This is a genomic window from Paraburkholderia sp. MM5482-R2 (assembly GCF_050436125.1).
Lineage (GTDB): Bacteria > Pseudomonadota > Gammaproteobacteria > Burkholderiales > Burkholderiaceae > Paraburkholderia > Paraburkholderia tuberum.
Map to the genome: position 1 here is coordinate 1875714 of NZ_JBNDLP010000002.1, position 15473 is coordinate 1891186.

General features: G+C 64.5%; 11 protein-coding genes. 10 read left to right on the forward strand and 1 reads right to left on the reverse strand.

Features of this window, described 5'->3' with window-relative positions:
- The first annotated feature begins 90 nt into the window (after window positions 1-90).
- The 6 genes from tssK to OKW37_RS11520 all read left to right on the forward strand — a co-directional run bounded on the left by tssK (window position 91) and on the right by OKW37_RS11520 (window position 9310).
- Window positions 91-1428: a type VI secretion system baseplate subunit TssK gene (gene tssK, locus OKW37_RS11495; RefSeq protein ID WP_429406420.1), complete on the forward strand. Its 1338-nt coding sequence runs from the start codon at window positions 91-93 to the stop codon at window positions 1426-1428.
- Window positions 1425-2825 (forward strand): type IVB secretion system protein IcmH/DotU, encoded by a 1401-nt coding sequence (icmH, locus tag OKW37_RS11500; RefSeq protein ID WP_429357097.1) that lies wholly within the window; start codon window positions 1425-1427, stop codon window positions 2823-2825. Before tssK ends, icmH begins: the two co-directional genes overlap by 4 nt.
- Before the next feature lie 4 nt (window positions 2826-2829).
- The gene (gene tssM / locus OKW37_RS11505) at window positions 2830-6426 is read left to right on the forward strand and encodes a type VI secretion system membrane subunit TssM (RefSeq protein ID WP_429406418.1); all 3597 of its coding nucleotides are present in this window, start codon (window positions 2830-2832) and stop codon (window positions 6424-6426) included.
- The gene (gene tagF, locus OKW37_RS11510; protein ID WP_429406415.1) at window positions 6423-7925 is read left to right on the forward strand and encodes a type VI secretion system-associated protein TagF; all 1503 of its coding nucleotides are present in this window, start codon (window positions 6423-6425) and stop codon (window positions 7923-7925) included. The genes tssM and tagF overlap by 4 nt, the downstream gene beginning before the upstream one ends.
- A complete protein-coding gene (locus OKW37_RS11515; RefSeq protein WP_429357100.1) occupies window positions 7922-8641 on the forward strand; it encodes a PP2C family protein-serine/threonine phosphatase in 720 nt (239 codons plus the stop codon). Before tagF ends, OKW37_RS11515 begins: the two co-directional genes overlap by 4 nt.
- A gap of 315 nt (window positions 8642-8956) precedes the next feature.
- Window positions 8957-9310 (forward strand): hypothetical protein, encoded by a 354-nt coding sequence (locus tag OKW37_RS11520; RefSeq protein ID WP_429406413.1) that lies wholly within the window; start codon window positions 8957-8959, stop codon window positions 9308-9310.
- Window positions 9311-9375: 65 nt separating this feature from the next.
- Here the strand turns inward: OKW37_RS11520 and tssA are convergent, their stop codons facing one another.
- Window positions 9376-10419, reverse strand: a complete 1044-nt coding sequence (gene tssA, locus OKW37_RS11525) for a type VI secretion system protein TssA (RefSeq protein WP_429406411.1) — start codon at window positions 10417-10419, stop codon at window positions 9376-9378.
- A gap of 2 nt (window positions 10420-10421) precedes the next feature.
- Between tssA and OKW37_RS11530 the strand changes: the two genes are divergently transcribed.
- The 4 genes from OKW37_RS11530 to OKW37_RS11545 all read left to right on the forward strand — a co-directional run bounded on the left by OKW37_RS11530 (window position 10422) and on the right by OKW37_RS11545 (window position 15470).
- Entirely contained in the window at window positions 10422-10817 is a 396-nt protein-coding gene (locus OKW37_RS11530) for a hypothetical protein (protein ID WP_429406409.1), read from the forward strand.
- 369 nt (window positions 10818-11186) lie between these two features.
- On the forward strand, window positions 11187-11549 hold the full coding sequence (locus OKW37_RS11535; protein WP_429406407.1) for a flavin reductase family protein: 363 nt from the start codon (window positions 11187-11189) through the stop codon (window positions 11547-11549).
- A 179-nt stretch (window positions 11550-11728) separates the two neighbouring features.
- Window positions 11729-12688, forward strand: coding sequence for an alpha/beta hydrolase (locus tag OKW37_RS11540; protein ID WP_429406405.1), 960 nt, complete (start codon window positions 11729-11731; stop codon window positions 12686-12688).
- Window positions 12689-13277: 589 nt separating this feature from the next.
- Entirely contained in the window at window positions 13278-15470 is a 2193-nt protein-coding gene (locus tag OKW37_RS11545) for a 3-hydroxyacyl-CoA dehydrogenase NAD-binding domain-containing protein (protein WP_429406403.1), read from the forward strand.
- Window positions 15471-15473: the final 3 nt, after the last annotated feature.

The following is a 15473-nucleotide window of genomic DNA, read 5'->3' on the forward strand; positions in this document are numbered from 1 at the left end:
CGCCGGCGTAACGCGGTGCGGCGAGGCCCGAGGCCGTCGCGACCCGCACTCGTCGCGCGACGTGTGACAACCCCTATCCGGTTCACCGACATGACCCAGAGCAACAAGGTGGTATGGAGCGAAGGCCTGTTCCTCAGGCCGCAGCACATGCAGCAGCAGGAACGCTATTTCGAGCGATACGTGGAGCTGCGCGCGGGCAATCTGCGTCCGCACGCATGGGGCTTTCACGAACTCGAACTGGAAAGCGACCTGCTCGCAATCGGCAAGCTCGGCATCAAGCGCGCACGCGGCGTGTTTCCCGACGGCACGCCGTTCGCAATGCCCGGCGATGATCCACTGCCGCCGCCGCTCGATATCGATGCGAACTGGCGCAACCAGATCGTCCATCTGACCTTGCCGCTGCGTTCGCCCACGCAGCCGGACAGCGCATGGCCCGGCGCCGGCAGCGATCAACTGTTCCGCTATCGCGTGCGCGAAACCGAAGTGCGCGATGCGTCGGGCAGCATGGAAGGCGTCACCGCGCTCGAAGTCGCGGGCATGAGCACACGTCTTTTACCCGAATTGCAGCCGATGGAAGGCCTGATGCGGATTCCGTTGGCACGGGTCGTCGAATGCCGCGCCGATCGGCGGGTGATCCTCGACGATGGCTTCATGCCGACCGCGCAGAGCACCGAAGCGGCCGGGCGGCTTGTCACGTTCCTGTCCGAGCTGCTCGGTCTGCTGCATCAGCGCGGCGAGGCGCTCGCAGGACGTGTGAGCGAGACCGATCGCGGCGGTGCCGCGGAAATCGCGGACTTTCTGCTGCTGCAGGTGATCAACCGCTATCAGCCGCTCGTCGCGCATCTTGCCGAGGCGCCGCTGCTGCACCCCGAAGCGCTTTACCGGCTGCTGCTCGAACTGGCCGGCGAGCTGGCTACATTCACGACGCCGGGCAAGCGCGCGCAGGCTTTTCCGCCGTATCGGCACGAACTGCTGCGCGAAAGCTTCGAGCCGGTGATCGCGGCGCTGCGCATCGCGTTGAGCGCGGTGCTCGAACAGAGTGCTGTCGCGATTCCGCTGCAGCAGCGCAAGTATGGCGTGTGGGTCGGCATGGTGCCCGATCTCACGCTGCTCGATACGGCGAGCTTCGTGCTCGCCGCGAAGGCCGACCTGAAGTCCGAAGACATGCGCCGGCAACTGCCGACTCAATCGAAGATCGGTCCTGTCGAAAAGATCCGCGATCTGGTGAACCTGCAACTGCCGGGCATCGGCGTATCGCCGATGGCGGTCGCGCCGCGCCAGTTGCCCTACATGTCGGGCTTCCTCTATTTCGAGTGCGACAGAAACTCGCCGATGTGGCGCATGTTGAAGACGTCCGGCGGCATCGCGATGCACTTCGGTAGCGGCTTCGCCGGTCTCGACCTGCAACTGTGGGCGGTACGCGCATGAATACCACCAACGACCGTTCCGCCGACGCAACCCGGCGCGGCGATGCGACGATGGTGCGCCCGCAGCGCGCCGTCAACGGCGATCCCAACGCCGATCCCAACACCGACGCCGGCGAGCTCACGCGCATCGTGCGGCCGGCATCGCCCACTTCGCGCGTGATGCCGGCAAACCGGCCGTCGCAGCCGCCTGGCCCGCCGCCGCTGCGCGCCGAGCTGGGCGACTTCCTGAGCGGTGTCGCCAATCCGCTCGTCCGTGCGGCCAATCCGCTGCTGCTGCTGACGGTGCAATTGCGGCACAGCGTTGCGCCGCCCACCGACGTCGGCCGTCTGCGCGAACAGGCGGTCGCACAGGTGCGCAGCTTCGAGCGCTATGCACAGGGCGCGGGCATCGACACGCAAACCATCGTGGCAGCGCGCTACGTGCTATGCACGATGCTCGACGAGTCGGTGAACAACGCGCCGTGGGGCGACCTGAGCGGCTGGGCGCAAAAGACGCTGCTCGTGACATTCCACGGCGAGGCCTACGGCGGCGCGAAGTTCTTCCAGATTCTCGATCGCCTGAGCGTCGACTTCTCGCGCCATCTCGATCTGATCGAGCTGATGTACATCTGTCTCGCGCTGGGCTTCGGCGGACGCTATCTCGTGGAACCAGGCGGCCTCGCGCGCCTGGCCGACATTCAGGATGATCTCTATCGACGCATTCGCGGGCTGCGCGAAGCGCCCGCCGCGGAACTGGCGCCGCATTGGCGCGGCGTCGAAGACCGCCGCAATCCGGTGATGCGGCATGTGCCGATGTGGGTCGCCGCGTCGGCTGCGGCCGTCGTGCTGCTGGGTGCATTTCTGGTGTTTTTCACGAAGCTCAACGCGCTCGCTGCGCCAGTCGGCGCACAGCTTGCCGCGATCGGTCTCGAGAACACGCCGCCGCCGCAAACCGTCGCGACGCCCGCGCCCACGGCCGCGCGCGTGACGCTCAAGCAACTGCTCGCGCCACAGGAACAGGCCGGCCAGTTGAGCGTCGACGAACAACCCGATGGCCGCGACACGGTGCGTCTCGCCGCCGCCGAACTGTTCCCGTCGGGCGGCGCCGACATCGCGCCCGACGTGGTGTCGCTCCTGCACCGGATCACGTCGGCGCTGAATCAGGTGAAGGGCAGGGTGATCGTCGTCGGCCACACCGACGACCAGCCCGTGCGTTCGCTGACCTTCAAGGACAACTTCGCGCTGTCGACGGCGCGCGCGCAGAACACGCAGCAGATTCTCGCGCAGGGGCTCGACGATCCGCATCGTCTCGAAGCGAGCGGCGCTGGCTCGTCGCAGCCGATCGCGACGCCGGCCGATCTGCCGGCGAACCGCACGCGCAACCGTCGCGTGGAAATCCTGTATATCCCGGAGCACTGAACCCATGAACACGCTGAAAACCTGGGTGACGTCCCGGTGGTTCACCGTCGCGATCGGATTGCTATTGATCGCTGCGCTGATCTGGCTGGGCGGCCCCTATCTCGGGATCGGAGAACGGCAACCGCTCGCGAGCGCCGCGGCCCGGCTGGCTCTGATCTTCGCGATCGTGCTCGGCTGGCTGCTGGTCGAACAGGTCATGCAATGGCGCGCGCGGCTCAAGACGTCGCAACTGTCCGGCGAGCTGGCTGGACAGGACGCGCAGCTTCCGCTCGACGATCCCGGCAGCGCCGAACGCGAGCAGTTGCAGCGTCGCTTTCGCGAAGCAATCGATATGTTGCGCAAGACCCGCAGCAATGGCAGCAATCTCTACGCGCTGCCGTGGTATGTGGTGATCGGTCCGCCGGGCTCGGGCAAGAGCACCCTGGTGCAGAATTCCGGGCTCGAGTTTCCGCTCTCGGAGCGCTTCGGCAAGGAGGCGCTGCGCGGCATCGGCGGCACGCGCAACTGCGACTGGTGGTTCACCGACGAGGCGGTGTTTCTCGACACCGCGGGCCGCTACACGACGCAGGACTCCGATGCGGCCGCCGACGCGTCCGCGTGGCAGGCGTTTCTGTCGCTGCTGCGCCGCTATCGGCGGCGCCGTCCGCTGAACGGCGTGATCGTGACCATGAGCGTGTCCGATCTGCTGACGTTCGACGAAGACACGCGTCAGCAGCACATCCGCACCGTGCGCCGGCGCCTCGACGAACTCGCGCAGCACCTGAAGGTGGCGGTGCCCGTGTATCTCGTGTTCACCAAGTGCGATCTCGTGGCGGGCTTCACCGAGTTCTTCGACGATCTCGGGCCCGATCTGCGCAATCAGGTCTGGGGCATGACGTTTCCCGTCGACACGAGTATCGACTGTAGCGCCTGCGCGCGCTTCGCGGGCGAGTTCGACCTGTTGCTGGAGCGTCTGAATACGCGCGTGATCGAGCGTCTGCATGGGGAGCGCGATCGCAGCCGACGCGCCGCCGTGCTCAGCTTTCCGCAGCAGCTCGGCGCGTTTCGCGAAATTGCGCGGCAGTTCGTCGAAGGCGCGTTCGGGCGTCATCAGTACGGCGCAGCGCCACTGTTGCGCGGCGTCTATCTGACCTCCGGCACCCAGCAGGGCGCGCCGATCGACCGCATGCTGAACGCCGTCGCGCGCACCTTCGGCGTCGACGCGGCGCGCGTGCAGGGCGGCGGCACGCAACGCCGGACCTTTTTCGTCGAACGGCTGCTGAAGGAAGTGCTGTTCCGCGAGTCGGGCCTCGCCGGCACCAATCCGCGGCTGGAACGGCAGAAGCTGCTGATGCAGGCCGGGATGTATATCGGCATCGCGCTCGTCACGGCGCTGCTGATCACCGGCTTCGCCACCAGTTACACGCGCAACCGTCTCTACGTCGCGCAGGTGCAGGACACCCTGGAAGACCTGCCGCCAGCCAGCAGCCTCGTCGGCGCACCGGATCTCAAGACGTATTTCGCGCGAGCGCTCGCGCGCCTCGAAGTCATCTCGGGCGCGCAGGGCGTCGCGGGCCAGTATCAGGGCCACGTGCCCTGGCTGATGCGCTTCGGCCTGTTCCAGGGCCACGCGTTGTTCGGGCAGGTGCATGCCGCGTATCTGCGCGAACTCGACGGCACCTTGCTGCCCGGCGTCGGCGTGCGCTTTCGGGAAGGACTCAACGCCAGTGCCAACGCTCCGCAGGCACTCTACGACTACCTGAAGGGCTATCTGATGCTCGGCCAGCCGCAGCATCTCGATCCCGGCGAGCTGGCCGCGCTCGCGCGCATCGAATGGCAACGCATGTTCCCGCAGGACCCGGCGATCCAGAACGCGCTCGGCAAACACTTTTCCGCGCTGGTCGACGATCCGGCGAAGCCGCGCGCGCTGACGCTCGACAACGCGCTGATCGATCAGGCGCGCGCGACGCTGAAGACCGCTGATCTCGCGACGCTGATCTACGGCAGCGTCCAGCTCGACGCCGGGCGTTCGGGGGCGCCGCCGGTGCGACTCGACCATTCGCTCGGACTGCTTGGCAGCGTGTTTCGCCGCAAGAGTGGCGCGCCGCTTTCGCAACCGTTCCCCGCGCTGTTCACGAGGCCGGTTTTCGCCGCCGAAGTAAACGGCGGAATCGATCGATCGGTGGACGGCTTCGTGAAGGACTACTGGGTCTTCAACGCCAGCCGCATCGATCCGCTCGCGCGCTCGCGCTATGAACAGCAGGTGCTGGCGCTGTATGAGCAGGACTACATCAAGGCGTGGGACGCATTGCTCGCCGATCTGCAACTTCAGCCGGTGTCCGACATTCAGGGCGCGAGTGCGCTGGCCGCGAAACTGTCGGGTCCGAGTTCGCCGCTGAAAGCGCTGCTGCATCTCGTGCGTGACAACACCAGCGACATGTTGCGCGGCGCCACGGCTGACGGTGCAACTTCGGCTTCATCGGTTTTGTCGGCTTCGGCGGTGGGCGCGCAGGCGGCGTCTGTAGGCGAGAGCCTGGTCGCGAGACGCGCTGCGAACACGCGCCTTGCCGGCGAATTGCGCGATGCGGGCGCAACGTTGCCGGACGGCACCACGACCAACGGCACCGCAAGCACCAAACCGGGTTCGGGCGAAGCGCCGGCCAGCCAGCCGGGCGCCGCCATCGAGGCGCATTTCGCGCAGTTGAACGAGATGAGCGTCGGCACGCCGGGTTCGACGCCGCTCGATCAGATGTCCACCGTGCTCGACCAGCTCGGCAAGAACCTGTTAACGATGACTGACCTGAGCGCACCCGGCGCGCAGAACAATCCGGCCGTGCTCGCGGCGCGCCAGGAGAGCGACCAGTTGCCGCCGCAGGTGGCTTCGCTGATTTCCGGCCTCACTGGCAGGAGCGCGGATCTGGTCGCGAGCGGAAGCAGCGCCGCGCTCGCCAGCCAGTTTCGCGAGGCAGCGGGCAACGACTGCGCGAGCTTCGTCGATGGCCGCTATCCGTTTGCGTCGAACCGTGCATCGGACATCCCCGTGCAGAACTTCGCCGAGCTGTTCGGCAATGGCGGACGGTTCGACAGTTTCTTCAAGTCGACGCTCGCGAAATCAGTCGACACGAGTGGCCGCAACTGGCGCTGGAAGCCCGGCGCGCCGGCCGGCCCCGACGCCGTGCTGAGCGAAGCGCAGAGTGCCGACGCGATCCGCCAGATCTATTTCCGCAACGGCGCGCAACTGCAGGTCGGCTTTACGCTGCTCGCGCCGCAGCTCGATCCGGCAATCGCGAAGCTGACCGTCGAAATCGACGGGCAGAAGTACGACTACGCGGCGAACGGCCCCGCGAGCATGACGATGATGTGGCCTGGACCGCAGCCCGGACACGTGGTCGTCAGTGCGTTCGATACGTCCGGCCAGCCGGTCGGCACGCCGCTGAAATTCAATGGCGACTGGGCGTTCTTCCACGCGCTCGATGCGGCCCGTCTGCAAAAGCAAAGCGACCTGCGCTATCTCGCGACCTTCGACTTCGGCGGCCATGCAGTGAAGCTGCCGATCGCGCCCGCGAGTCTGAAGAACCCGTTCCTCAACGACGAAGTCCGTCGTTTCAGGTGTCCGCGATGAACGGTGGAGTCGGCTTCTTCGGGAAGTTGCCCAGCGCGGGCGATTTTGTTCAGCGACGGCTGCCGTCCGTGTTCGTCGAAGGCTGGGACCGTGACTTCCAGCGCGCGGTCGAAACCGGGCGCCGCGAACTCGGAGCGCACTGGGACGCCGCATGGCGACAGGGCGCGGCGTGGCGCTTCGTGCTGCCGGCACCGGTGTGCGGCAACGTCGCGTGGTGCGGTCTGATCGGACCGGCCGTCGATCGGCTCGGCCGCGCCTTTCCGATGATGCTGGCCGCGCCCTGTGGCGGCGATGTCGCGACCGTGCTCGGCAATCACGCGTGGTTCGACGCGCTCGAGTGCGTCTATCGCAGTGCGCAGCACGAGGTCGTGAGCGTCGACACCTTCGATGTGCGTGTGGCGGCGTTGCCCGGTCCGCTGACGCACGTGCGACCCGCGACCGACATGGCTGCGTTCTGGCGCGCGCTGCCGTGGGACGGCGGTCAATGGCGACTGGCGATGCCCGAAGGCGCGGCCGTTGGGGTGGTGCTGGCCGAGGCATGGTCGCAACTCGGCAAGCGGCCGGGGCCGTGGTGCCTCTGGTGGACCGAACGTGCTGCGTGCCTGCTGGCGACGCGTGGTTTGCCGTTGAGCTACGCAGCGCTACTGGAGCCGGTGGTGTCGAGGGTGGGCGACGTGGGCGACATGGGTGACATGGGCGATGCGCTGCGCGAGTTCGGCTCGGCATCCGCTCGTCAGTGCGAGTCTGTTGCGTTGCTGGGCGATGAAGAGATCGCTGCCGGGCAATCCGCTCTGCACGCGGAGGATGGTCACGATGATCGAGTGTTGCCCGTCGGTTCATCGGCAGCCGGTCACGCTGCAGATGCCAGCGATGCGCTGCTGCTACTCGACGACGGCCGCACGCTGTTGCTGAGTGCCGATGACGGTCCGTCTCACTCGCACCAAGGTGCAGCGCGCGCCATCCGCGAGACGGCGCAGCGCAGTGCGGCGGATCTGCCCAGTCTGCGGACCGGCCTGCTGGCGCTGCACGCGCAACTGCGCGGCGCCCGGCACGATGCGCACGATGCGCGTTACGCAGCGGCAGCAAACGGCGCTGCCCTCGTCGCGCGCTTTGACGCAGCGCAGGTGCGACTGCTGCGGATCGGCGCCGCAGCAGCCTGGCACTGGCGGCGCGGCCACTTGCAACCACTGTTCGTCGAGCGGGCGGCAGGCGCGGGCGGCGAATTTGACGATCTGCTGTTCGGCGATGCATGGCTCGCGATGCCCGGCATCGGCGCCTCCGAAGAGCCGGATTGCGACGAAGCGTGCATCACGCTCGAGGATGACGATCGCCTGCTGTTGCTCGTCAGCCGCGCGCTCATCCAGCTTCCGCACGCGTGTCTGCTCGAGGCGCTGGCATTGACCACGAACGATGACGCCCGCCTGCATCTTGCGATGTGCGCGGGCCTCGGCACGCAGCCCGCGCAATGGCCGCTGGCCGTGATTGAAGCCGGCTCATGACGACGCATTGTTGCTCCGCCGGCCACACCGAGACAGGCAAGGTGCGCCGCCGCAATGAAGATGCGATTCTGGTTCGCGAGGACCTCGGACTGTGGGCTGTGGCCGACGGTCTGGGCGGCCATTCGGCCGGCGACTACGCGAGCACGCTGATCATCGAACGCCTTGGTGCGCTGACGCGCGAAGGCAGCGTCTTCGACTTCATTGCTGCGATCGAAGACAGCCTGCAGCAGGTGAACACCGAACTGCGCGAGGCCGCCGTCGCGCGACAAACCGACGTGATCGGTTCGACCGTCGCGCTGCTGGTGCATGACCAGCAGTTCGTGCTGTGCGGCTGGGTCGGCGATAGCCGCGTGTACGTTCAGGAAAACGGCGCACTGACGCAACTCACTCGCGACCACGTGCATGGTCAAGCGGTCGACATCACGCATTTCGGACTGCGCGCGCCGGCAGGCGTGGGCACTGGCGTGCTGACCCGGGCGGTCGGCGTCGACGAGACGCTCTACGTCGACTGGGCCATGGCCGGCAGCCGTCCCGGCATGCAGTTCCTGCTGTGCTCGGATGGCGTCAACAAGGAGCTGAGTGATGGCGAATTGACCGCCGCCTGTCGCGAGCAGCACAGTCCACGCCGGCAGATCGAGCGCCTGTTCGAACTCGCCCTTGCGCGTCGCGCGCGCGACAACATTTCCGCCGTCATCGTGCGGCTCGAAGCATCGTGAAATTTCCGCCATGAACCATCCGGACCCCATCCCTTCCGCTTATCACGGGCGCACGCCGAAGCTGGCCGCGCTATCCGACGCTTTCAGGACACGTTGTGAGCGTCAGATCGACGTTCTTCGCAGCGGGTCGGCACCCGCGAGAACTGGCGCGCGTTCCACCACTTCATCGTCCGCACAGATGGCCGGTGCGTTATCGGCATCCGTGCGCCGCAACCACGGCATGACTATCGTGCCGCCTGCGCTGTCGGTCCGCAGCGATCCGAACGGGCAGGATGTCGTGCAGTGCGAGTGGCTGCGACCGAGGAGGCAGCAGGCATGAGTGTGGACGAGCAGCAGGTCAACGACGCATTGCGCGCGCTCGACGAAGCCCATCAACTACAGCGGATTCAGCGCAACGAATACCGGTACCGCCGACGCATGTTGTTCGAATCGCTGGGGCGGGACACTGCGGGTACAGGCGACACCGTGCGGCGGGTCGTGCTGTCGGGCGTCATGCAACAGCCGGACGTGTCGGCGGAAGGTCACGATGCCGGAAGTGCGGCAAGTGCTGAAGGGGGGGCAGTGCGCACGGACCTCGGCGCGCGACCGCTCGCCGCGTGGGCCGCCGTGCTGCTCGGCGTGGCCGCGGTGGGCGTCATGCTGTTTTGCTGGTTTGTCTTCGCCTATTGAGCCGCGTTTTCGAAGCAGCCAGTCCGAGCGCAACAGCCGCTCAATGTTGCGCCGATCTGCAGGGATTATTCTTCGTCCGGCCCGGATAGCGTCTGCAGTTCTGCGAGGCCGCCGGGCGCGATGTTTTTAAGGACCTCCGCGAAGCGCTTGCCGACCAGACGTCTGGCTCGCTTGAGCAGGATCGGCAGCGGACTGGACGGTTCGTGACGTTCGTAGTAGTCGCAGATTTCGTCGATGCACAGGACGACGTCATCGGGTCCCTGGATTCGTCCGTTATCGCGCCGAGGGGCAGGGTTCGTGGGCGCGTCTTCGCCGGTCGACACCAATCCGGCGGCAAGCGCTTCGCCGCGCTCTGGAAAGCGCCGCGCCAACTGTGCATCGACGAACTTCTTCAACTCTTCGATATCGTCGGTCAGGTGGCCCAGATCCGGTCCAGCGGTACCCAGCTTTTCGCTCGCAATTGCATCAATGGCGCGCGCGTGCTCTAGCGCTATCGCGAGTGCTGCGGCCGCATCGGGCAACTGGTGTTCGGGGCAATCCATGCAGCACGCTTCGAGATCGATCAGCGTGGTCGCAGGCATGCCCTCCGCAGAGGGTGGCCGGGTGATTGCGCCCGTCGCGATACGCAGATCGCGCAACGAAAAGCGGCCGAGTCGCGGTGAGCTCACGAAGGGCGCGTTGCGGAAATAGGCGAGTACGCTCCGGGGATCGCCGAGCGGCATGATCGCGTTGGTGCGCGCGGTAGCGTCGTTGTCGTCGGCCGCGTCCAATTGCGGGTGCGCCGCTTCCCAGTAACGTTCCAGCAGACCGCGAACCAGCCCCAGACCGGCGCTCCAGCCTGCAATGCCATGAATGCGGGTCGAGGCGGCGGTCAGATGGATGGCCACACGCAGGTCGTTGGTACGGTTGAACAAAGCCTCGGCGGCGGTTGCCACCTTATCCCAGTCCGGTTCTACGGCGGCCTTCAGGCTGTCGCCCATCGCCCGCTCGGATGTCGGTGTGGCGAGCCGTTCCAGCGCGATGAATTCTGGATCGTATTCGAGGTTCTCGCCTGTCGGCGTGCTGTCATCGATGGGGCGGAGCAGGTGATCTGGATCGAATGGCGTCATGATTGGCTGGCGAAAAAGGAAGGGCGCTGAGACTACAACGACAGGGCGCGTCCAACGAGCGCGCGGCATCAAACGGACAACAGCTAGTGCCCCGTAGTTATTCCGTCTCAACTGATCGTCAGCCTGGTACGCAGATCGAACGCTTTGCTACCGAGCGCCAGGCGCTTGCTCCCTTGCAAGACGTAGAACCTTGGGTTCGAAAATCGCTGGCGCGCGTTTATTTGAGACTTCCATATCGCGGCAGTGAGCATGAGCGTGCCGCCGTTATGGTGTCGGTGGGTTGGGCGAACCTCGCGCCGGTCATTCTTAATCTTGAGGTTGCATTCGCAGCTCGGACCGTCGTGCAACGTGGTGAAAGCAATTGCATGCATGATCGGGTTCGCTTTGTCCTCGGCTGAGCTGTGTGAAGCTCGGCGTGGGCGCAGACCGCAGTGTGACAAATTAAAGCATGGTCATCTGTAAAAGTGAATATGGATTTACGTGGCGTTTGCCCTGTCATCGTCCCACAATCGCCCGACCTCGGTGGCGCAGCCGCGCTCTTATTCCACTCTTCTTCCTGTAGGTTAGGCCGCAGCGCGCGGATCCTTGCTTGACCGCAACGCTCGGGTAAACTAGGTGTAAATCTACATTTACTTTGTAGCGCGGGTCGGCTTTAATGTCACGGCGGCCGACCTTGTGAGGTTCGAAAATGAGTCTTCCAGAGCGGAGCATCGGCACAGGTCAGAAGGCAGAGTGGGATAGCCTCGCCGGCGAGGCACTGTCTGCCGGTGAGTTCAGAAGAGCGATGGGGGCGCTTCGCCAGTGGCGTGACAGTGCTCAGCGTTTCCCATTCTGGCGGTGTGCGCTCAATGACTGCAAATGCCTTCACGTCCGTTTCCCTCGACCCGCCGCTCGTGGTTGTCTCGATTGCGCATACCGCAGGTTTCCTGGCCCTCTTGAATTCTGCGGATGCGGGCTTCGGTATCTCGTTTCTTTCTTCAAAACAGCGGATCTATAGGGACATGGACGCCGGTTCCCAACACGTCACCTCGTCGCCCGTGATGCTCAGCGAGTGCGGCAAGGAATTGGCGGGATTGGCACCGGGCAAGCAATGGAGCTTCGTGGGACTTGTTGATGCCGTTGCTGAATGACATCCACCAGAATGTCGCTCGAGAGAGAGCCCGCAGGATCTGCGCAACCGGTTCAGAACGCTTAACGCGAGCCTCCATCGTCCGGTACGGTCGTTTTGCAGGTGCCTTTGCCACAAGGCCCGGATGACCATGGTTTCGAGTCGGTAGCTCAGCTGTGAGTAGGGCATTCGCATCGGATCTTGCAAACCACTTTTCGGAACGCAGTGCTGCGTAAAACGATGTCAAATTTGAGAATTGAAGCTGCGCCACCGCTGGCACCTGAGTATCTCGCCGAAATCCGAAGAATTCCGAGGACACTCTCTACGGAGAGCTTTCAAGCGTCGCTCACCCTTTGCGCGCCGCTCCACTCGCGCGACGTAGGAGCGGCGTGCAGCACGGTTACGCCAGATCTGCGCTACGGACCCGATGACCGGCATTGTCTGGATCTTTATCGCACGGTCGATGCAGCGGGACCGAGCCAGCCGCTCGTTCTTTTCGTCCACGGTGGTGGGTTTGTCGGCGGGAACCGCCGCATACCGGGCAGTTATCTTTACTCCAACGTTGCTGCGTGGGCCAATTCTCATGGCTTCGCGGCAGCATTGATGTCCTACCGTTTGGCTCCTGCAGCTCAGTGGCCAGCAGGTGCCGAGGATATCGAGCGAGCGATTGATTGGCTGGCCATGCATTCGGGGCAACTCGGCATATCAACTGAGCAACTGATCGTCATCGGTCATTCAGCAGGTGCAACGCATCTCGCTTCTTGGCTGTCCGGGCATCATGGCCGAATCCCTGATTCGTCAGCCCTCCGTGGGGCCGTGCTCATTTCAGGTATCTTTGTCCCTTCATTGCTTCCGTTTCAAGGCGCGTTTGCTTACTACGGCGACGATTTAACGCCAGGCCGCTATTCAACAGTCAATGGCATCGGTGCGACTGAAGCTCCTCTGTTGCTGGTCGCGGCAGAATTGGATCCACCGGAATTCATTAGCCAATGGAAAACCGTGGTCAGCGCCAGAACGTCGACACCAGGCGCTAAGACCACGACGTTTCTGATTCCAGACCAAAATCATTTTACGTCCGTCCAGCACCTCGGCGTCGACTCGGACGACCTGGGAGTTGAGATGGCGACGTTCGTGCAGGCGTGTGTAAGGACGTCCTATTGAATTTCCCCGTGCCGCATCCTTGTACAAATGCCGACTGACGAGACTGAGTTGCCGGTAAGCGTCCGACCCAATATCGCGGACGGGGCGCGGCTATGACTGAATAGGTTTGCCTTCACCTGCGAACCGCAGGCCACCGGCCAAGGTCGCGGTTCCCCGACAAAGGTGTTCTCTGCGCAATCCTCGGGGTCGACTAGCTGCTGCTGCGCCGGACAGTGAGTTCCGAAAAGCTCTGCAGGCATGGACGTCCGCAAAGGAGTCCGCCGAGTGTGCTCACCTGCACATGGTCGGGACTGTACATGGCTCAATAATTGAACGCTTGTTCACGTCTTCCGCTGGAGCGGTTTGCGCCGTATTGGGGGCGGGTCGCGCATCTGTTCGTTGCCACGCTGGCCCGTTGCGCTCGGTGGCACAGCGCTTTGAAGGGGAAAACCCTATGTGACGCGCCATTTACTTTCGCATGTGAATCGTGATTTACTTCTATCCAGCAGACCTGCCCATGGCCGTTAAGCGCAGAGCAATGCTCACGAGAGGCCCCGCTCAAGGACACCACGTCATCGGAGTGGCGTTAAAGGGACCACCCCTATGCGCCATGCCACTGTCCGAATTTGGTTTGTCCGCACGGGACCCGCAACGGCAACGAACGAAAGGGAATGAAGAAGTGATTGATTACGAACTGGACAAGGATGGCATCGCACACATCATCTGGAACAACCCGGACGGTCCTGTGAACGTCAAGACCCCGGCGGCTGTCGATGCATTCGCACGCGCCGTCGACCGCGCCATCAACGATGACGCAGTGAAAGGGGCGTTGATCCGGTCGGCAAAGCGCGACTATGTCGCAGGCGGCGATCTGGTGGCGCTTTACGCAATCCAGACGCCGGAAGAAGCTCAGGCCATGGTGGCTCCGGTTGGCGCGTGCCTACGCGCGATCGAGCGCTCATCCAAGCCGTTCGTCGCAGTCATCACGGGCTCGGCGCTTGGAGGAGGGCTCGAAGTTGCGCTCGCCTGCCACCGAAGAGTGGCAAGCGACGACGCGCGGGTGCAGCTTGGCTGTCCGGAAGTCAATCTTGGGCTGATCCCGGGTGCGGGTGGCACGCAGCGGTTGCCGCGGCTCATAGGAATCGCGCCCGCGACAAAGATGTTGCTTGAAGGGAAGCCCATAGACGTGCAGGAGGCACTCGGCTGCGGCCTCGTGGATGAGATCGTTCCCGCGGACCAGGCATTGGATGCCGCGCGCCGGTGGGTGCTTGATCACCCATCAGCACAGCAAGCGTGGGATCGCGAGGGGTTCCAGTACCCGGGATTCCAGCCGCACTCGGCCGAAGGCCAAGCGTTCTTCGACAAAGCGTTCGCGGAGCGGCAGCGCAAATCGCCTCCGCAAGATGTCGCGCCCCACGCCGTCCTGGAGGTGCTGAGGGAGGGATTGGCTGTCGACATCGATGCAGGGCTCGCGATCGAAGCCCGCCGTTTCGGGACGGTGGCGATTTCGCCCTCCGCCAAGAATCGCATTCGTACGCAGTTCATCGCAACGGGCGCAGTCAGGAAAGCGGGCCAATCCGGAGCCGGCGCGGCGACGTTCACGCCAACGCGCATCGGGGTCGTGGGTGCCGGGACAATGGGAGGCGGTATCGCTCTGGTGTGTGCCAGGTCCGGCATAGAGACCGTGCTCATCGACCGCACAGACGAAGAGGCGCGCAAGGGACTGGATCGCATCGCCAAGACGCTGGACGCTGCCGTGGCGCGACAACTGATGGGGCACGGGCAACGCGACGAGGCCCTCTCCCGCATTGAAGCCACGACTGACTTCGGGCGCCTCGAGGGATGCCAGGCCGTCGTTGAGGCAGTAGCGGAGATCGCGGAAGTGAAGAGCGAGGTGTTCAGGAAGATCTTCGACGCGGCGGGTCCGGACGTCCTCGTGGCGAGCAACACCTCGACGCTATCGATCACGAAGATGGCCGGGACGGTTCAGACACCTGGAAACTTCATCGGCTTGCACTTCTTCGCCCCGGTGGACCGGATGGCACTCGTGGAAGTCGTGATGGGCAGTCAGACGAGCGCTGAGTCGCTCGCTCGCTCGAAGTCCCTGCTGAAGTTGCTCGGCAAGACGCCTGTCGTGGTCAATGATGGGCCAGGCTTCTATACATCCCGGGTGGTAGCGGCCTACTCCCGCGAAGCGCTGCAGATGCTGGGCGAAGGTATCTCGCCAGAGTTGATCGACAAAGCGGCGGCGATGGCCGGATTCCCCATCGGACCTTTGGCCATGGGCGACCTCACTTCCTACGATCTGCTGAAGAACATCTTGACCAGCCTTGCGAAGGCCGGACGGGGCACGGCCGTGCAGTCGCAGCCGGCGCTGGATGTGATTGACAGGTTGCTGCGGGCCGGACGAGTTGGACGCAAGGGTGCCGGGGGCGTCTACAGCTATGGGCCCACGGGCAAGACCGTGTGGGACGAACTGCCGTCTGTTTTCCCTCCACAGCGGCAACAACCCGAAGCGAGCGTGGTGATGGAGCGACTGCTGAACATGCAGTCTATCGAAACCACGCATGTGGTCGCCGAAGGCATCGCGAGCGATCCACTCGCACTGGATCTCGGTGCAGTGCTCGGCTGGAGCTATCCCGCATTCCGAGGTGGCGTGCTGGCGCATATCGACCAGGTGGGGCTCCGCCAGTTCGTGAAACGCAGCGATGAGATGGCGACGGAGTTCGGCCCTCGCTACGTCGTTCCCGCACTCCTGCGCGAGATGGCCGCATCGGGCGCTTCATTTCACGCCTCGCACTAATCG